Consider the following 16,956-nt stretch of genomic DNA (forward strand, 5'->3'; position numbering starts at 1 on the left):
ATTATGCGGGCCGGTGAAAACCGGCCTGTTTATCAGCGCGCGCAACGCCCGCCAATCAACGCCTGCTCATCACAGCGGCGTCCATTCACCAACTGACACATCCCCACTCGTGAGCCATCCAGCTGATGCGAAAACGCCAGCGTTCCGCCTGCATTCGAGCAGGTGCTTTCTGCCAGGGAAGACATCACCACCCGTGGCTGGATATGGGCGGCGGTGGCCTGTTGCGGTGGCTCGTTATCATCACTGTTGCTGCTGCAGGCAGAGAGTAATAGCGCGGCACCGGCCAGCAAAAAGGTGGCTGCTTTCATCAGTCAGACTCCGGGAATTGAGGTAAAAGGCTGGCTCAGCATATGTCAGGCGGCACAAGGGGTCGAGGGGTGAAACAGCTTTTTACAAAATTCTGCAGCGTACTTTGCAAGCAGAATTATCTTGTTTACCTGTTATCACTGAACTGCCACCCTTTTTTGGCCCTTATTAATTCGGAGTAAAGCCATGTTAATGGATATGTTAATTCGCATCGCGCTGGCCGGTATTCTCGGCGGTCTGATTGGCCTGGAGCGTCAGATGCGGGCCAAAGAAGCAGGACTGCGCACCCATATTCTGGTCGGCATCGGCAGCGCCATGTTTATGCTGGTGTCGAAATATGGCTTCGCCGATATGCTCAGCAGCGACCATGTGGCACTCGATCCCAGCCGTATTGCAGCTCAGGTCGTCAGCGGCATGGGCTTTCTTGGCGCAGGCACCATCATGATCCAGAAGCAGGTGGTGAAGGGGTTAACCACAGCGGCGGGCCTGTGGGTGACGGCAGCGATTGGTCTGGTGATCGGCAGTGGCATGTATGAGATTGGCATCTATGGCACGGTGCTGGCGCTGGTGGTGCTGGAAGTGTTCCGCCGTCTGAGCCATCTTTTAATCGGCAAACACCATACGCTGCTGGTTTTTCTTAAGCCCAAAAGCGTGCCGCTGGTGCTGCTGGTCATGCAGCGGGAAGGCATTCGCTATGGCAATGTCACGGTGATCAATCGTGATGAAGAGAGCGGTCTGTGTGAACTCAGTGTCCAGGTGACGCTCTCCCGCAGATCAAACGATGCGCACCTTTATGACAAGGTTATGGAGATCAAGGGCGTGCAGTCGCTGGAGATGATGTAATGCCCGACGCGTTAAGGCCAGCATCTGACGTTGCAGAAGGCGGTTATCCGCAGCCACCGCCCTCTGCACGCCCTGTCCGGGTTCATCTGCTCGCAAAATCAGCGACGCCTTCGGCCTGACCTGAGACATAGAGCCTGCCGGTAATTAATGGCATAATCCGTGATGGTTTATGTCTGAAATAATTTACTCCGGGGATAAATGCGCCGTAACACTGACCATTCTGAAAACGCCCTGCCCGCTGTCGCGAGGAAAAGTGACCCGCCCTCATTGCGCGTGCTGGTTAGTGTGCTGATAGTGGCTGCGGTGGCCATTATGCTGATTCTGTATCATCGAAACCCGGTGAATAACGCGCTGGAAACCGGACAATGTCTGGCCGAAAAAGGGGCGAGAGGTCTGATTGAATTGCTCAGGCATTTTTTACATCATGCTTACCGCTGGATTTTCAGGGCCTGTGGCTGAATTGCGTGCAGCAGTAAATGAAGTAATTCACACCGGTCTGGCTGCACCAGAACGCAGCAACACGTAACAGCGCCGGGCAGAATGAAAAGAGGTTCAGCGTTTAATACCTCTGATGCTGCACGGTTTATTCGGGAATTCTGCAGCACGCCTGGTTTATTTCAGATCCAGCGGAACAACGCATATTAAACCGCGTCCGTTTTAAAGATTCTCCTCTGCCAATAAAGCAGCTCACACTGTCTGACTCTCTATCGTCTGCGTCGCCGCAGGTTTAATCTCTTACGGCGCAAACCGGCTTTTTCTCACAGCACCGCGTTCCGGTTAATCGTTCTGACGGGTAGCGCTGGCCGATGCCCCTGGCGGCGATAATCCGCTGATAACTTCACTCCAGTGCTGGCATTCGCGGCAACAATCCGTACCATACGCTGCATATTCGTAACACCGCAGAGAAGTGACCGGCTGAACGCGCGCAGCAATTCGCCCTTTAGCTACGCTTTCTGGTTTCAGAGATAGGTAAAAATGCAAGATATTCAACCGGTTGACAAGAAACAACAGTACAACCTCAATAAACTGCAGAAGCGTTTGCGTCGTCATGTGGGCGAAGCCATTGCAGATTTTAATATGATTGAAGAAGGCGACCGCATCATGGTCTGCCTGTCGGGCGGCAAAGACAGCTACACCATGCTGGAAATTTTGCGCAGTCTGCAAAAAAGCGCACCGGTTAACTTCAGCCTGATTGCCGTCAACCTCGACCAGAAACAGCCGGGCTTCCCTGAGCACATCCTGCCGCAATATCTTGAGTCACAGGGTGTTGAATACCGGATTGTCGAAGAAGATACCTACTCTATCGTCAAAGATAAGGTCCCGGAAGGCAAAACCACCTGCTCACTCTGCTCGCGCCTGCGCCGTGGCATTCTCTATCGTGTCGCAACTGAGCTCGGCTGTACGAAAATCGCGCTGGGCCACCATCGCGACGACATTCTGCAGACGCTGTTCCTGAACATGTTCTATGGCGGAAAACTGAAAGGAATGCCGCCAAAGCTGATGAGCGACGATGGCAAGCAGATTGTGATCCGTCCACTGGCCTACTGCCGTGAGAAAGATATCATTCGTTTCTCTGAAGCACGTCAGTTCCCGATTATCCCGTGCAACCTGTGCGGTTCTCAGCCGAATCTGCAGCGTCAGGTGGTGGCCGATATGCTGCGTGACTGGGATAAACGCTATCCTGGCCGTATCGAAACCATGTTCAGCGCAATGCAAAACGTGGTGCCGTCGCACCTGGCCGATGTCAGTCTGTTCGATTTTAAAGGCATCAAACATGGCGATGCCGTCGTTGATGGTGGCGATCTCGCCTTTGACCGGGAAACGCTGCCCGTTCAGCCTGCAGGCTGGCGGGATAATGAAGACGATGCACCCGATATCAGCGCGCGTCTGGATGTGCTTCAGATTAAATAAGTGCCTGAAATGATTAAGGGCGTGCTGCTGTCAGCACGCCCTTTTTTTATATGTTTCGATGTGGCGGTGGATCCATAATTGGCGGAAATTCAGGATCGGTCGGCGGATCAGGCTGCGGTTGCGGCTGGGGAATCGGCTCAGGAATCGGGATTGGATCCGTGGGGATCGGCTCGCTGTTAAAAATCGCGCTCATGCCGTGCTCCTTTTCTTGCGAATGGACTTTAAGCTTAGATAAGGAACGGCGTTACAGCCAGGCGGACAAAAAAAAGCCGGCACACTGGCCGGCATGTTTCGAATTAAATGTGCTATGCAATAATTCTAAATATGGAAGTAAGACAATATGGAGCGCAACGCCCATCGCTTGACGTTGCATTCACCTGCGGGAGAGAGTTTGCGTCAGCCGCGACAATGGGTTTTTGATGTCGATCAGCTTTTGCCTGATTAATGCGATTTTCCGTCCATCTGTCAGGATTGCGCCATTAAACATGACCTCGCCGAAGTGACATCTGGGGTGCTACAGCCAGCGTCGTTTACGCAGATAGCCCGCTACCCCTACCCCCAGCGCCACCAGCAACAGACAGAAGATTGGAAAACCATACTTCCATTCGCCGCCCGGAATGCCGCCCAGGTTGACGCCAAACAGTCCCGTCAGGAACGTGGCTGGCAGAAAAATCATCGCCATCAGTGACATGGTATAGGTGCGACGGTTCATCGATTCCGCCATCGCAGAGGCGACCTCGTCAGCCAGAATCGCGGTGCGTGCCACGCCTGCATCCAGATCATCCAGCCCGCGTCCCAGGCGGTCGGCAATCTCCTGCATCCGGCGGCGCTCGCTGTCATCCATCCAGCCTAGTTTCTCACTGGCCAGCCGGGCGTAAACATCGCGCTGAGGGGCCATATAACGCCGCATCACAATCAGCTGCTTGCGCAGCAAGCCCAGCTCACCCCGTGCGGGCATCCGCTGGTCAAGCAGCGCATCTTCCAGCTCAATGATTTTGTCATGTAACTCTTCGATGAATTCACTGGTGTGATCGGTCAGGGCATCACAGACATCCACCAGCCAGCTGCCGCAGTCAATCGGACCGTTACCGTTTTGCAAGTCCGTGAGCACCTCATCAACGGCAGAGACTTTACGCCGCCGGGTCGAGACGATGAGCTTATCGTTGATGAACACCCGCATGACCACCAGCTGATCGCGACGCGCATCGCTGTTGTGGTTGACGCTGCGCAGCACAATCATAAATCCGTCACCCAGCCGACTGACGCGAGGACGCATGCTGTCTCCCGCTAAGGCGTCACGCACCGTGTCGGGGATTTGTGGCGTTGACTGCAGCCATTCGGCGCTTTTACGATGGGTGTAGTTCAGATGCAGCCAGCAGGGCTGCTCACACTGAATGACGTCATCTTCTGCAATCGGGATCATCCCACCCTTGCCATCCAGCTGGCAGGAAATGATGGCATCCGAAACCTGTAATGCTTTTCCTTCTATTACGTCCACACCGTCGCCTCACCACTAAAATCAATACGATACAGTCTAGCGTGACGGCGTTGAGTTGCAATCGCCGGGCTGTGTAGAAAGATGTCAGCGGGTGACCGGTTAACCGGTCACCGCGTACTTAGTGCTTTTCAATCCACAGTTCACGACTGTAGGCGACATCTTCAGGATTGGTGATGGGATAACCTTTGACCCAGGGTTTGATCAGGCGGCCATTGGTATACTGATAAATCGGTGCAATAGGTGCCTGTTCAGCCAGGATCTGCTCCGCCCGGTTGTAGTCGCTGTTACGCGCCTGGTCATTTGTCTCTTTGCTGGCTTTGGCGATGACCGCGTCATAATCCGCGTTGCTGAACCGCGAAATATTGCTGCTGTTGCCTGAGGTCAGCAGATTCAGGAAGGTGGATGGCTCATTGTAGTCGCCGACCCACGAAGCACGGATCACATCAAAGTTCCCGCTATTGCGGCTGTCGATATAGGTTTTCCACTCCTGATTCTCCAGCGTCACGTCCACGCCAAGGTTTTTCTTCCACATTGAGGCGACGGCGATCGCAATCTTCTGATGACTCTCAGAGGTGTTATAGAGCAACGTGAGTTTCAGCGGCTTACCAGGGCCGTAACCCGCAGCGGTGAGCAGCGATTTGGCCTGCGCATTCAGGGTATTCTGATCGTGCTGCTGCATAAATGTGGGCAACGGTCTGAAGCCCGCCGTCACATCAGGGGTAAAGTGCCACGCCGGTTTCTCACCCGTGCCGAGCACTTTCTCAGCAATCACGTTTCGGTCAATAGACCATGAAAGCGCCTTACGCACCCGCAGGTCGGCAGTCGGCCCTTTCTGCGTGTTAAATGCATAATAATAAGTCCCGAGCTGGTCGGGTGTGTAGACCTCGCCAGGCAACGTTTTCCTGAGGAGCGCATACATGTTTTTAGGGAAGGATTCGGTGATGTCGATGTCATTCGCACGATAGCGCTTGGTAGCGCTCGACTCTTCATTGATCGGAACAAACGTCACTTTCGTCAGCACCGAATGCGCATCATCCCAGTAGTGAGCATTGCGTGTCAGGACGATTTTTTCGTTTACCACCCGCTCACTGAGCTGATAGGCCCCGTTGCCCACCAGTTTGCCGGGGGCTGTCCAGCCATCACCCTCCTGCGCAATCGTCTTCTCGGGAACCGGGAACAGCGCCACGTTAGCCACCAGCGCCGGGAACCACGGCACCGGACGATCCAGCGTCACTTTCAGCTGCGTTTTACCCTGGGCGACCACACCCAGTTTTTCGGGCGTCATTTCACCTTTGGTAATGGCTGCCGCGTTTTCAATGCCGCTTAATCCTGCGAACCAGGCAAAAGGTGAACTGTTTTTAGGATCGACCAGCCGCTGCCAGCTGTAGACAAAATCCTGCGCGGTAACCGGCTCGCCGTTTGACCAGCGTGCGTTATTGCGCAGATTGAAAACCCAGGTTTTGTTATCGCTACTGCTCCAGTTCTGCGCCACGCCCGGCACGATTTTGCCCTGCGCATCCTGATTCGTCAGGCCTTCAAACAAATCGCGAATAACCTGAATTTCCGGCAGCCCTACGGCTTTAAGCGGATCCAGTGAAGCGGGTTCATCTTTAATGTGGCGAACAATCTGCTGCTGTTCAGCCAGCTGCGCACCAGCGGGTGGATTCGCCGCGATAGCGGGTGTGATAACGCTGCTCAGACTGATTGCTGCCAGCGTCATGCGAAAGGTTTTAGCCATCATCACTCCTTTACCCCAAAGAAGTGCTGCATCAGTCTGTTGCCGATACAGCTTGTGCAGGGCACTTTAGCGCAAATGGCTGACAGATAAATAGCTATTTTCCGCGTGCGGCTTTTCGGCTACTTTGAATAAAACGCTTTGAGGAAATGAGTATGTCGCCACTACATCCGCGTCCCCTGCGGGGCAAACTGGACGTTCCGTATCAGCAGTATGGCCGCTCAGTCCTCGGTGCGCCGCTGCTGTGGTTTCCGGCATCTTTGGCCGGTCCCGACAGCGGCCTGATCCTGGCTGGCACCCACGGCGATGAGAATGCGGCCATCGCCACGCTTTCAGCCGCATTACGGACGTTGCCGGATGGCATGCGTCGGCACCACGTTGTGTTGGCGGTTAATCCGGATGGCTGTCAGCTTGGGCTGCGCGCTAACGCAAACGGCGTCGATCTCAACCGCAACTTCCCGGCGGCGAACTGGCAGTCAGGCGAGACGGTTTATCGCTGGAACAGCGCTGCCGACGCGCGCGATGTGGCACTTTCAACCGGCACGCATCCGGGTTCTGAACCGGAAACCCAGGCGCTCTGCGCGCTGATTCATCAGCTTAAGCCGCAGTGGATCGTCTCCTGGCATGAGCCACTGGGCTGTATCGATGATCCGCATCAGGTGGACATTGGCGGCTGGCTGACCAGCCACACCGGTCTTCCCAGAGTCAGCAGCGTCGGTTATGACACCCCCGGTTCGTTCGGCAGCTGGTGTAACGATCTCAGTCTGCCCTGCGTAACCGCTGAAATGCCGGTGATTTCAGTGGATGAAGCCACCGAAACCTATCTTGAAATGATGATTAACCTGCTGCGCTGGCAGCAATAATCAGCTGACCATTACGCACGTTGATCGCGGGTTCTGCATCCACCGCCAGCCAGGTCGGCCCGTCAAGATCGGCGAAGCGGGTCTGCGGCACCAGCGGCAGTGCAGCACGTATCGCCCGCGACGTGCAGAGCATACAGCCCAGCATCACCGCAAAACCCTGCTGCTGAGCGGCATCGGCCAGGGCCAGCGCTTCAGTCAGTCCGCCCGTTTTATCCAGCTTGATGTTGACCATCTCATAGCGGCCCCGAAGCGCCGTCAGGCTTTCACGGGTGTGGCAACTCTCATCGGCGCAAATGGGTAAAGGATGGATAAAGTTCTCCAGTGCCGCATCCTCCTGCGCTGGCAGGGGTTGTTCCAGCATCGCAACATTGATGTCTGCCAGCAGCTGACAGCGCGCTGCAAGGCCTTCAGCGTGCCATGACTCATTCGCATCGACGATCAGCGTCGCGTCCGGCACGGCGGCACGGATTGCCATCAGCCGTTCGGTAATGAAATTATTATCCAGCTTTATCTTCAGCAGCGTTGCGCCATGCTGCCACAGCGCCAGTGCGCTGCTTGCCATCGCCTCGGGCGTGTCAATGCTGACGGTCTGCGCGGTCACCACATCTTCAGGGGCGGTGACGCCGCTGAGCTGCCAGAGAGTGCGCTGCTGCTGGTGTACGGCGAGATCCCACAGTGCGCTGTCAATGGCGTTACGCGCAGCACCAGCTGGCAGCGCCTGTTGTAAAGCCTCGCGCGTCATGCCCTGCTGCAGAGCAGGCAGCAGCGTAGCGATTTGCGCCAGCACTGACGCTTCGCTTTCACCGTAGCGGGCATAGGGCGTTGCTTCACCCACACCTTTGACCCCATCTTCCTCAATTTCAACCACGACCACTTTGACTTCGGTTCGCGTTCCACGGGCAATGACAAACGGCGTATGCAATGGCCAGGCTTCGGGATAACTTTTTACCGTTCTCATTTCCACTCCACAATGTAGGACGCGGTGGCAGACCGCCACGTTAAATTCATCAATTGAACTCGTAAACCCTTAACATTTATGTCATAAACAACGGCTATCTTTAGCCGTTTTGTGTCAGATTTTTTACCATCAAAAGGAATCACTATGTCTCAGACTGTTCATTTTCAGGGTAACGCCGTACCGGTTGCGGGTCAGTTTCCTCAGGCTGGCGATAAAGCCAAAGCTTTCACGCTGGTTGCTAAGAATCTGGTCAACGTCGCGCTCTCTGAGTATGCAGGAAAACGCAAAGTTCTGAACATTTTCCCGAGCGTTGATACCGGTGTCTGTGCGTCATCGGTGCGCAAGTTCAATCAGGCCGCCAGCGAGCTGAATAACGCGGTGGTGTTATGCATCTCTGCCGATCTGCCTTTTGCACAGTCGCGCTTCTGCGGGGCTGAAAACCTGAGCAATGTGGTCACCCTGTCGACGCTGCGCGGCTCAGAGTTCAAATATGATTATGGCGTGGAAATTGCCGATGGTGCGCTGGAAGGTCTGACGGCACGTGCGGTGATTGTGCTGGATGAGAACGATAAAGTGATCTACAGCCAGCTGGTCGATGAAATTACCACTGAGCCTGATTATGACGCTGCGCTGGCCGCGCTGAAGTAATAAAAAGCGGATAACCCGGTTATCCGCCGATTTTGAGGCCATGCCAGGCTCGATTCGTTGTCAGATCGAGCCTGTACAAAAACAGGATAGGTTCAGGAAGACGCAAGAAGGTTACCGATGACCGCGCAGTCCGTGTGATGCCGCCCTCATCCCTGAGGTGCGCCGGTAACCGGGGTTACGTTGCACTTCTTAATTGCCGCCAGACATGTCCTGAATCTGTGTTACCAGTCTTAAGCGGACTTGCCGCTTCTCTCCTGTTTCCCGCTTATTCGCTGTCGGTACGCTTCTGCCCCAGCCCATATTCCCGCAGCTTATTGGCGATCGCGGTGTGTGACACGCCAAGCCGTTTTGCCAGCTTTCGGGTGCTCGGATAGGAGAGATAAAGCCGCGTCAGAATAGAGCGTTCGAAACGGCTGGTGATCTGATCCAGTGTCCCTTCCAGTGCTTCATCACCGAGTGACACATCCAGTGCCTGTTCGGGCAACACAATATCCTGCGGACGGAGTTCGTAACCTTCAAGCTGGGTTAACGCCCTGTAAAGGGCGTTTTTCAACTGACGTACGTTGCCCGGCCAGGCATAACGGGTCAGAAATGCATTAAGCTGTGGCGACAGTCGCGGGCGTGCCATCCCCTGCTCATCCGCAAAGCGGGCCACAAACATTTCAGTCAGCGGCAGAATATCCTGCGGACGATCGCGCAGCGGAGGCAGCTGCAGCGTCAGCACGTTGAGCCGGTAAAAGAGATCCTCGCGAAACTCGCCGCGCTGCACCAGTTCAATCAGGTTCTTCTGCGTGGCACAGATTACCCGGACATTGACATGCACCTCATGCTCTTCACCGACGCGGCGGAAAGTGCCATCATTCAGAAAACGTAGCAGCTTGGTCTGCATTCTCGGCGACATCTCGCCAATCTCATCCAGCAGTACCGAGCCACCATTAGCCTGCTCAAAAAAGCCTTTCTTGCCTTCCAGCGCATTCGGATAGGCACCCGCAGCGTGACCAAACAGCTCGCTTTCCGCCACATCGTCAGGCAGTGAGGCACAGTTCAGCGCCAGGAAAGGATTTTTCCCGCGGGCACTCCGCAGATGACAGGCGCGTGCCAGCATATCTTTTCCGGTGCCGGTATCGCCAACAATCAGCAACGGCGCATCAAGCATCGCCAGCTTGCGCGCCTGATCAACCACCTGACGCATCTTCGGCGTGACGGCAATGATATGGTCAAACTCCGATTCGTCGGTCACCACCAGATTCTGCAACTGACGGCCCATTCGGGCTGTGGACTTCAGCATCACCATCGCCCCAACCGGCCTGTCACCCTGCCCCTCTTCGCCCGGCAGGTAGATAGGACGCGCTTCCATCAGAAAATCACGACCCTCAATGACGACATGCTGGGCCTGCGCCTCAACCCGATCGCTCTCCAGCCAGCGCAGGAAATTAAAGCCGTTAATCAGATTACCGGCGCTGAAGTTGCGCATCTTCACTTCATCAAGATTAAACAGGTTTTGCGCGGCCGGATTCGCCAGTTCAACCTTGCTTTTTAAATCGATGGAGAAAACCGGATCCGGCATCGCCACCAGCAGCGCACTGAGCGCGCGATGTTCCCGTTCAGAGGGCATGTACGTAACCGTGCGCACATCTGTTACGCCGGGTGTACGCCGGATTTCTGCCATCAGATTACTGAACGCATCAAATTCCAGTGCAGAAAAGTTCAGGTAAATGCGGCCCAGCGCCGTGATTTCGATACCGCGCAAATCAATATTGCGTGCCACCAGCAGGTCAAGCAGTTCACGCGTCAGACCGATACGGTCCTGACAGAACACTTCCAGACGCATTGCGTTCGCCTTAATCAGGTTCAGATAAATCAATAATACGCTATGAGGCGCACCTGCAGAAAGGGATCTGTCAGGAAAAGTTGACAGCTGAGGCGCGTATGCCGGACTTTTGTACTGACCGTCCGGCGACGGGTCTTCTCCGTTGAATGTCAGTCTTTGTCAGCACCAGGCTGTTGATTGCGGGCTGATTGCTGTATATTTTTCCCAACTGATTAGAATTGATTATAAAATGCTGACTTTCTTCGCAAAATATATGACTGTGGGCATGGTTAACACCCTGATTCATTGGTTGACCTTTTTCATCGGCCTGAGCCTGGGTCTCCTGCAGTCGACCGCTAACCTGATTGCTTTTTGCATTGCCGTCACCTTCTCTTTTTTTGTGAATGCGCGCTGGACCTTCAGACAGCGGGCTACAACCTGGCGATACATCCTTTACGCGGTCTTTATGGGTGCAATGGCATTCAGCGTAGGCTTTCTGGCTGATCGTTTCGGACTTTATCCGATTATTACCCTTATTGCCTCATCGGCTATCAGCCTGGTGTGCGGCTTTCTTTTTTCCCGCTTTGTCGTCTTCAAAGGAGAATAATGAAAATCTCTCTGGTGGTACCGGTATTTAATGAGGAGGAAGTTATTCCTCTTTTTTATAACGCGGTCAGAAAATATGACGCGCTGGCAGAGTGGCAGGTTGAGATTGTTTTTATCGATGATGGCAGCAGCGACGCAACGTATACGCTGATTACCCAGCTAAGCCAGCGCGATCCGCTGGTGCGCAGCCTCTCATTTATTCGCAATTTCGGCAAAGAACCGGCGCTGTTCGCCGGTCTGGAGGCCGCAACCGGGGATGCCGTGATCCCTATAGATGTGGATTTGCAGGATCCAGTCACGCTTATTCCCGAGATTATACGCAAATGGCAGGCGGGTGCTGACATCGTGTTAGCTAAGCGGATTGACAGACGTGCGGATGGCCATCTGAAACGCAAAACAGCGCACTGGTTTTACAAGCTACATAACAGCATTAGCCACCCGCAGATAGAAGAGAACGTCGGTGATTTCCGGCTGATGTCGCGTGAAGTGGTTGAGAACATAAAGCTGCTGCCCGAGAAGAATCTCTTTATGAAAGGCATTCTTAGCTGGGTTGGCGGACAGACTGACATTGTGGAGTATGTGCGCACTGAGCGAATTGCTGGCCGCAGTAAATTCGGCGGCTGGAAGCTGTGGAATCTTGCGCTGGAGGGACTGACCTCATTCTCGACCGTTCCACTTCGCATCTGGTCCTATCTGGGTTTTCTGGTGGCCTCGCTGGCCTTCCTGTACGGACTCTGGATGATCGTGGATAAACTGCTGTTCGGTAATCCGGTGCCCGGATACCCCTCAATTCTGGTTTCCGTACTGTTTCTCGGTGGCGTTCAGCTTATTGGCATTGGCGTGCTGGGTGAATATATTGGCCGCATCTATATGGAAACCAAAAACCGTCCTCGCTATATTTTGCGAAAATCCGCAACGACCAAAATAAACCCGCATCAGGACATTGATTAGACTGCCCGCTCAGGGGCAGAAAAGATGGTCAGATTAAAAAGGAAGACAGATGATCGCCACTCATACCGGCCTGACCCGCCGTACGGTTTTTTTACTTTTTACGATAGTTTTTCTGATTGCTTACAGTCCCGCCTGGTTAACTCATTACGCTTATACCGATGACTGGACGAATCTCTACTGGGCTAACGTTGACAGGCTCAGTATTCTAAACTGGGACACCTTATCCGGCAGGCCGGTGTATGGCATTATTCAGTATAGTGCCTCTTTTCTCGTAAACAGCATAGAACGGCTGGCGCTGCTACGTTCTGTCGCAATTATTCTGCTCATTTTCACCGGGTATTACATCTATACCCTGTGTCATAAAGATGGGCTGATGGAGAATCAGGCTCAGCGGCTTACTTTTGCATTGTTGCTTTGTCTGCTGCCTTCATTCCAGGTATATGTTGCCTGGGCATCCTGCTTCCCCTATATCGCGGCGATTTTACTGGCGGGTGCCAGTTACCGTTTGTCGATTAGGCCAGGTATCACAGGCCGCTTTTTAGCATTCGGCCTGCTGGCGCTTGCTTTCTGTCTCTATCAACCGGCCGCGATGAGCTTTACTTTCTTTGCTGCACTGGACCTCTGCTTTACAGCACGTAAAATCGACAGGAAGCGGGCCATAATCTCACTGATTGTGCTGGGCGCAGGAATGTTCGCCGCGCTAATCGCTTCGAAGGTGCTGCCCGTACAGCTTTACGGTTATACGCTGCCTCGTTCGGCATTCAGCTACGACATCCCGGTTAAGCTGAAATGGTTTTTCACCGAATATCTGAAGAACGTCATCTGCAACTTTGACCTCGGCGCCAAAACGGTATCGGTAATTATCTCATTGATCATTATTGGTTTTGGGCTGAAAAAAATTAAGGCGGCTGGCAACGACAAATTTTATCTGATGTTTGTCTTACTGCTGATTGCCGCACTGCCTAATCTGATTGTCAGCGAAAGCATGGCGGCTTACCGTACATTGATTGCCGGTGCGCTCATTACCACCAGCGCATTTATTCTCGGCCTGTTTGAAATCAGTAAAAAGTTAAAATGGAAAACGTCTTTTTATGTACTGCTGGTGATAGCAGCGGCCTCGCTGACGGTAAGTCATATTATCAACGGATACTCCGTCCCGGCTCGCAAAGAATTTGCCCTGCTCGACCAGGCAATTACCCGCCAGGTTCCGAAAGATTTCAGGGGTGCGCTCTATTACCGCCTTACAGGTGAGTACCTGCCGAAGGTCGCGACGTTACGGAAATATGATGATTTTGGCGGGCTCGGCCTGAGTATGTCATGGACATTTGCCGGGATGGCACATTTTATCAGGGAGAATAACGGAATGGCGTATACGCTGCCAGCGGATCCGGTTATTAAGGACGAGACGACCTGTCCGGGTGAGTGCCTGACGATTGATTCACGCCAGGTGCTGCATCAGCCACACGAATAAATAAAGGCGGCAGGGCCGCCTTATTTAACATCAAATATTCAGGCTGACTTATTGCCGCCCTTCTGTAACGCCTCTTTCATCTGGCCCAGCAGTTCGCGACGGAAATCGCCGAGCCGTGGCTTGTCCTGCTCCAGCCAGGGCAATGGACGGCAAAGCTCCATTGCTTTTATGCCCAGTCTTGCAGTCAGCAATCCGGCACCAATACCCTGTGCGGCACGGGTTGAAAGGCGGGCGGCGATATCCTGCGACATCCAGTCCATCCCCACTTCACGCACCAGTTCGGACGCCCCGGCAAACGCCATATTCAGCAGCACCAGCCGGAACAACCGGATACGACTGAAGTAACCCAGCTCAATGCCATATATTGCCGCGATGCGATTGACCAGCCGCAGATTACGCCAGGCAATAAAAGCCATATCTACCAGTGCCAGCGGACTGACCGCAATCATCAGTGTGGCTTCCGCTGCATGACGGCTGATTTCGCGTCGCGCCTGGCGATCCAGCACGGGCTGCACCAGCTGCGCATACAAGCGCACGATTTCACTGTCATTGTGCGTTTCGTGCAGCGAGGCATGCCAGCGCTGCAGAGCAGGATGCGCCTGATCCAGTTCTGCCTGCTGCGCCAGTTTTTCACAGAATGCCCGGCCTTTGCCGATGCCCTGACTCAGCAGCAGCTCGCGGCCCACATCACGCTCCTCAGCACGCTGACGCAGCTGATAAAGGCGACGCCATTCGGTAGTTAGCGCACCTGCGCCCGCCAGAACAATCAGGCCACCTGCCACACCACTGCCCAGTGAAAACCAGTCGCGTGCCAGCCAGGCGTCATGTATCCACTGCACACCCTGTGCGATCACACTGACACCAAACAGCAGTGCGCCAGCGGTGACCATTTTGCGCCACAGACTGCGCTTAGGTTTCAGTGCGGCTTCCACAGCCCGCTCGCCAGCGCCCTCCTCTTCGACAGCGACATCCTCATCCTGTACTGCCAGAAACGCAGCCTGTGCTTCGGCCTGAAAGGTCTGCGCCGGGCGCAATGGTGCAGGATTGCTCTCATCCAGCGGACGGGCAAAATCGATACGCGGCTTCAGTGGATCGCTCATCGCAATTTATCTCCCAATAAAAATTCCAGCGCGGCATCCATGCGGATATGCGGCAGCGGACGATCGACGTCAAGCTGCTGCGGCTGGAACTGTTCAAACTGAAAACCCTGCTGCTGCCAGAAAGCATTACCGGGCAGACGCGGCGGCACATCACCAGGATAGACGGTAAGCGGCTCGCCATCTGCCAGCCGATGACCGCGCAGGGCCGGGATCTTCTCGCCACGGTGATCAACCAGCCCGCTCTGCGTCGCCTGCACCGAAGCCAGACCGATGCAATCCATACTAATCCCCTCGAATGCCGCGTTCTGCCAGGCATCCTTAACCAGTTGCTGCAACAGGGAGACCATGTTGCCGTGCTGATCGCTGGTGATGTGGTCCGCTTTGGTGGCGGCAAAAAGTAATTTGTCGATCACCGGCGAGAAAAGCCTGCGAAACAGGGTGCGCTGACCGTAATGAAAACTCTGCATCAGTTGCGTGAGTGCCAGCCGCATATCATTAAATGCCTGGGGCCCGCTGTTCAGTGGTTGCAGGCAGTCAACCAGCACAATCTGGCGATCGAAACGCAGGAAATGATTTTTATAAAAGCCTTTAACCACATGCTGGCAGTAGTAGTTAAACCGCTGCTGCAGCATACTGAAGTTGCTGCCTTTGTGCGCCTGCGCCAGTTTTGTCAGTTGCGCCTCGTCAGACGCTGGCCAGGGGAAGAACTGCAGCGCGGGTGCGCCTGCCATATCGCCAGGCAGCACGAAGCGGCCGGGCTGTATAAAGTGTAAGCCTTCAGATTTACAGCGGTGCAGGTAGTCAGTCCAGGCGGCAGCAATCTCAGCCAGCAGGGTTTCATCGGCAGGGGCAAGCGGGTCGAGTTTTGCGCAAAGTGCGCGCCACGGCTTAGCCCACTCAGCCCGATCGCCCTGCAGCAGACCGTTCATCTGTCGTGACCAGTCAAGATAATCCTGCGCCAGCATCGGCAGATCCAGCAGCCATTCGCCGGGATAGTCGACAATCTCCAGATAGAGTGTCGCCGTCTCTTTCAGGTGGCGCAGCAACGAATCATTGGGACGGTAGCGCAGCGCCAGACGCATTTCGCTGACGCCGCGGGTGGGCGTCGGCCAGGCGGGCGGCGTGCTGTAAAGCTGTGCCAGACCTTCATCGTAAGTAAAGCGAGCAGTGCCCATATCACGCTGCGGCACCCGTTTTACGCCCAACAGGCGTTCATCCCGCACCACGGAAAACAGCGGCAAACGTGCGCCGCTGTGAACCGTTAAAAGCTGATTGACCAGTGAGGTGATAAAGGCGGTTTTACCGCTGCGGCTTAGGCCGGTTACCGCCAGGCGCAGGTGACGATCAACGCCACGGTTCATCAACGCCACTAATTCAGTTTGCAGTCTTTTCATCTTTCTCCCTGATGAAGCGCGATGCCACCCGGTTCATCACGCGTTTCAGCAGTGGCTCCAGCGCCACCGCCAGCAGCAGACGTAACGGGCGTCGCGCGACGGATTTCACTGCCCAGCCAGTGACACCGGCAGGACCGTAGGTAACAGCATTGATAATGATGAATTTAGCCGCCGACTTCAATGCAGGTGCCGCGCGGTGACGAAAAGCAGTGGATCGCGAAAAAGACATTTACACCTCCATTGAGACAGCATTCGGGCCTGATACAGGCCCGTCAGTCGTAAAATTAAATCTTACGGAAGCGGCTGCGCACGCTGAAGGTTTCAGACGTGACATAGCGCTCCAGGTCGCGCACGTCGCGCTCATCCCTTTGCAGGGTGCTTTCCAGCTGATCCAGCAACTCACTGGCGGCTGGCTGGCGTTCAGCCTCGCTGGCATTGGCGGGCTTCTCATCCAGCACAAAACCCAGTACGAAGTAGGCGATCACCGTGAAAAGAAACAATCCAAAGAACAGCGACAGCACCACAATAACCCGCAGCAGGCGAACCGGAATATCGAGATACTCAGCAAGACCTGCACAGACGCCCATCAGCTTGCCGTCGTCAGGCTTGCGCCATAACTTGCGACCTTTCATCATGGCTGCCTCCAGTTAGGATGCTCGGCGTCCAGAATCGCTTCCAGCGCATCAATACGTTCACGCATCCGCTGCGCATCCTGCGTAACGCGCTGCAGGCGCTGAATTTCGCTTTGCGACAGTTCCGAACCGCCGTTGCGTTTGTTGCTGTAATGCAGCCATAACCAGATCGGTGCGACAAACAGCACGAAGATCGTTAATGGTATGGCGAGAAAAAGTGCGCTCATTGA

18 protein-coding genes are annotated in these 16,956 nt (G+C 54.6%); 7 read left to right on the top strand and 11 right to left on the bottom strand.

The window, feature by feature from the left end; all coding sequences use genetic code 11:
- Window positions 1-32: 32 nt before the first annotated feature.
- Window positions 33-308 (bottom strand): DUF333 domain-containing protein, encoded by a 276-nt coding sequence (locus tag N5J69_RS01675; protein ID WP_279767679.1) that lies wholly within the window; start codon window positions 306-308, stop codon window positions 33-35.
- A 184-nt stretch (window positions 309-492) separates the two neighbouring features.
- Here N5J69_RS01675 and N5J69_RS01680 point away from each other — a divergent pair, with 184 nt between their 5' ends.
- Both N5J69_RS01680 and ttcA read left to right on the top strand, forming a co-directional pair.
- Window positions 493-1,149, top strand: a complete 657-nt coding sequence (locus N5J69_RS01680) for an MgtC/SapB family protein (RefSeq protein WP_279767681.1) — start codon at window positions 493-495, stop codon at window positions 1,147-1,149.
- Window positions 1,150-2,124: 975 nt separating this feature from the next.
- Window positions 2,125-3,060: a tRNA 2-thiocytidine(32) synthetase TtcA gene (gene ttcA, locus N5J69_RS01685; protein ID WP_279767683.1), complete on the top strand. Its 936-nt coding sequence runs from the start codon at window positions 2,125-2,127 to the stop codon at window positions 3,058-3,060.
- Window positions 3,061-3,106: 46 nt separating this feature from the next.
- Here ttcA and N5J69_RS01690 read toward each other — a convergent pair whose 3' ends face one another.
- The 3 genes from N5J69_RS01690 to N5J69_RS01700 all read right to left on the bottom strand — a co-directional run bounded on the left by N5J69_RS01690 (window position 3,107) and on the right by N5J69_RS01700 (window position 6,296).
- A complete protein-coding gene (locus N5J69_RS01690; protein WP_192033693.1) occupies window positions 3,107-3,253 on the bottom strand; it encodes a hypothetical protein in 147 nt (48 codons plus the stop codon).
- 321 nt (window positions 3,254-3,574) lie between these two features.
- Window positions 3,575-4,558: a zinc transporter ZntB gene (zntB, locus tag N5J69_RS01695; protein WP_279767687.1), complete on the bottom strand. Its 984-nt coding sequence runs from the start codon at window positions 4,556-4,558 to the stop codon at window positions 3,575-3,577.
- Window positions 4,559-4,676: 118 nt separating this feature from the next.
- Complete coding sequence (locus N5J69_RS01700; protein ID WP_279767689.1) at window positions 4,677-6,296, bottom strand: peptide ABC transporter substrate-binding protein; 1,620 nt, start codon at window positions 6,294-6,296, stop codon at window positions 4,677-4,679.
- Window positions 6,297-6,448: 152 nt separating this feature from the next.
- Here N5J69_RS01700 and mpaA point away from each other — a divergent pair, with 152 nt between their 5' ends.
- Window positions 6,449-7,156: a murein tripeptide amidase MpaA gene (gene mpaA / locus N5J69_RS01705; protein WP_279767691.1), complete on the top strand. Its 708-nt coding sequence runs from the start codon at window positions 6,449-6,451 to the stop codon at window positions 7,154-7,156.
- Here the strand turns inward: mpaA and ycjG are convergent.
- Window positions 7,131-8,114 carry an L-Ala-D/L-Glu epimerase gene (gene ycjG / locus N5J69_RS01710; protein ID WP_279767693.1) on the bottom strand — a complete coding sequence of 328 codons (984 nt, stop codon included), beginning with the start codon at window positions 8,112-8,114 and terminating at the stop codon, window positions 7,131-7,133. The genes mpaA and ycjG overlap by 26 nt on opposite strands.
- A gap of 144 nt (window positions 8,115-8,258) precedes the next feature.
- Here ycjG and tpx point away from each other — a divergent pair, with 144 nt between their 5' ends.
- Window positions 8,259-8,762: a thiol peroxidase gene (gene tpx / locus N5J69_RS01715; RefSeq protein ID WP_279767695.1), complete on the top strand. Its 504-nt coding sequence runs from the start codon at window positions 8,259-8,261 to the stop codon at window positions 8,760-8,762.
- 265 nt (window positions 8,763-9,027) lie between these two features.
- On the opposite strand, the gene tyrR is transcribed toward tpx, so the two are convergent.
- On the bottom strand, window positions 9,028-10,593 hold the full coding sequence (gene tyrR, locus N5J69_RS01720; protein ID WP_279767696.1) for a transcriptional regulator TyrR: 1,566 nt from the start codon (window positions 10,591-10,593) through the stop codon (window positions 9,028-9,030).
- A 229-nt stretch (window positions 10,594-10,822) separates the two neighbouring features.
- On the opposite strand from tyrR, the gene N5J69_RS01725 reads away from it, so the two are divergent.
- Genes N5J69_RS01725 through N5J69_RS01735 form a run of 3 tightly spaced genes read left to right on the top strand, consistent with a single transcriptional unit; the run spans window position 10,823 to window position 13,600 of the window.
- On the top strand, window positions 10,823-11,179 hold the full coding sequence (locus N5J69_RS01725) for a GtrA family protein (protein ID WP_279768092.1): 357 nt from the start codon (window positions 10,823-10,825) through the stop codon (window positions 11,177-11,179).
- Window positions 11,179-12,129 (top strand): glycosyltransferase family 2 protein, encoded by a 951-nt coding sequence (locus N5J69_RS01730; RefSeq protein ID WP_279767697.1) that lies wholly within the window; start codon window positions 11,179-11,181, stop codon window positions 12,127-12,129. Before N5J69_RS01725 ends, N5J69_RS01730 begins: the two co-directional genes overlap by 1 nt.
- Before the next feature lie 49 nt (window positions 12,130-12,178).
- The gene (locus N5J69_RS01735; RefSeq protein ID WP_279767698.1) at window positions 12,179-13,600 is read left to right on the top strand and encodes a hypothetical protein; all 1,422 of its coding nucleotides are present in this window, start codon (window positions 12,179-12,181) and stop codon (window positions 13,598-13,600) included.
- A 38-nt stretch (window positions 13,601-13,638) separates the two neighbouring features.
- On the opposite strand, the gene N5J69_RS01740 is transcribed toward N5J69_RS01735, so the two are convergent.
- The 5 genes from N5J69_RS01740 to pspB are packed head-to-tail and all read right to left on the bottom strand — an operon-like array spanning window position 13,639 to window position 16,953.
- The gene (locus tag N5J69_RS01740) at window positions 13,639-14,700 is read right to left on the bottom strand and encodes a YcjF family protein (RefSeq protein WP_279767699.1); all 1,062 of its coding nucleotides are present in this window, start codon (window positions 14,698-14,700) and stop codon (window positions 13,639-13,641) included.
- Window positions 14,697-16,094 carry a YcjX family protein gene (locus N5J69_RS01745; RefSeq protein WP_279767700.1) on the bottom strand — a complete coding sequence of 466 codons (1,398 nt, stop codon included), beginning with the start codon at window positions 16,092-16,094 and terminating at the stop codon, window positions 14,697-14,699. Before N5J69_RS01745 ends, N5J69_RS01740 begins: the two co-directional genes overlap by 4 nt.
- Window positions 16,075-16,323 carry a phage shock protein PspD gene (pspD, locus tag N5J69_RS01750; protein WP_010670225.1) on the bottom strand — a complete coding sequence of 83 codons (249 nt, stop codon included), beginning with the start codon at window positions 16,321-16,323 and terminating at the stop codon, window positions 16,075-16,077. The genes N5J69_RS01745 and pspD overlap by 20 nt, the downstream gene beginning before the upstream one ends.
- A 55-nt stretch (window positions 16,324-16,378) precedes the next feature.
- On the bottom strand, window positions 16,379-16,729 hold the full coding sequence (gene pspC / locus N5J69_RS01755) for an envelope stress response membrane protein PspC (protein ID WP_279767701.1): 351 nt from the start codon (window positions 16,727-16,729) through the stop codon (window positions 16,379-16,381).
- A complete protein-coding gene (pspB, locus tag N5J69_RS01760) occupies window positions 16,726-16,953 on the bottom strand; it encodes an envelope stress response membrane protein PspB (protein WP_013357982.1) in 228 nt (75 codons plus the stop codon). The genes pspC and pspB overlap by 4 nt, the downstream gene beginning before the upstream one ends.
- Between the last annotated feature and the right edge of the window lie 3 nt (window positions 16,954-16,956).

It is taken from the genome of Pantoea sp. GD03673 (genome assembly GCF_029844725.1).
GTDB lineage: Bacteria > Pseudomonadota > Gammaproteobacteria > Enterobacterales > Enterobacteriaceae > Pantoea.

What these genes read in the sequence shown, in the direction of transcription:
- pspC (WP_279767701.1), bottom strand. Translation starts at nt 16,729, where the DNA reads ATGATGAAAGGTCGCAAGTTATGGCGCAAGCCTGACGACGGCAAGCTG.
- tpx (WP_279767695.1), top strand. Translation starts at nt 8,259, where the DNA reads ATGTCTCAGACTGTTCATTTTCAGGGTAACGCCGTACCGGTTGCGGGT.
- N5J69_RS01740 (WP_279767699.1), bottom strand. Translation starts at nt 14,700, where the DNA reads ATGAGCGATCCACTGAAGCCGCGTATCGATTTTGCCCGTCCGCTGGAT.
- pspB (WP_013357982.1), bottom strand. Translation starts at nt 16,953, where the DNA reads ATGAGCGCACTTTTTCTCGCCATACCATTAACGATCTTCGTGCTGTTT.
- ttcA (WP_279767683.1), top strand. Translation starts at nt 2,125, where the DNA reads ATGCAAGATATTCAACCGGTTGACAAGAAACAACAGTACAACCTCAAT.
- mpaA (WP_279767691.1), top strand. Translation starts at nt 6,449, where the DNA reads ATGTCGCCACTACATCCGCGTCCCCTGCGGGGCAAACTGGACGTTCCG.
- N5J69_RS01735 (WP_279767698.1), top strand. Translation starts at nt 12,179, where the DNA reads ATGATCGCCACTCATACCGGCCTGACCCGCCGTACGGTTTTTTTACTT.
- pspD (WP_010670225.1), bottom strand. Translation starts at nt 16,323, where the DNA reads ATGTCTTTTTCGCGATCCACTGCTTTTCGTCACCGCGCGGCACCTGCA.
- N5J69_RS01730 (WP_279767697.1), top strand. Translation starts at nt 11,179, where the DNA reads ATGAAAATCTCTCTGGTGGTACCGGTATTTAATGAGGAGGAAGTTATT.
- tyrR (WP_279767696.1), bottom strand. Translation starts at nt 10,593, where the DNA reads ATGCGTCTGGAAGTGTTCTGTCAGGACCGTATCGGTCTGACGCGTGAA.
- N5J69_RS01745 (WP_279767700.1), bottom strand. Translation starts at nt 16,094, where the DNA reads ATGAAAAGACTGCAAACTGAATTAGTGGCGTTGATGAACCGTGGCGTT.
- N5J69_RS01700 (WP_279767689.1), bottom strand. Translation starts at nt 6,296, where the DNA reads ATGGCTAAAACCTTTCGCATGACGCTGGCAGCAATCAGTCTGAGCAGC.
- ycjG (WP_279767693.1), bottom strand. Translation starts at nt 8,114, where the DNA reads ATGAGAACGGTAAAAAGTTATCCCGAAGCCTGGCCATTGCATACGCCG.
- N5J69_RS01725 (WP_279768092.1), top strand. Translation starts at nt 10,823, where the DNA reads ATGCTGACTTTCTTCGCAAAATATATGACTGTGGGCATGGTTAACACC.
- N5J69_RS01680 (WP_279767681.1), top strand. Translation starts at nt 493, where the DNA reads ATGTTAATGGATATGTTAATTCGCATCGCGCTGGCCGGTATTCTCGGC.
- N5J69_RS01675 (WP_279767679.1), bottom strand. Translation starts at nt 308, where the DNA reads ATGAAAGCAGCCACCTTTTTGCTGGCCGGTGCCGCGCTATTACTCTCT.
- N5J69_RS01690 (WP_192033693.1), bottom strand. Translation starts at nt 3,253, where the DNA reads ATGAGCGCGATTTTTAACAGCGAGCCGATCCCCACGGATCCAATCCCG.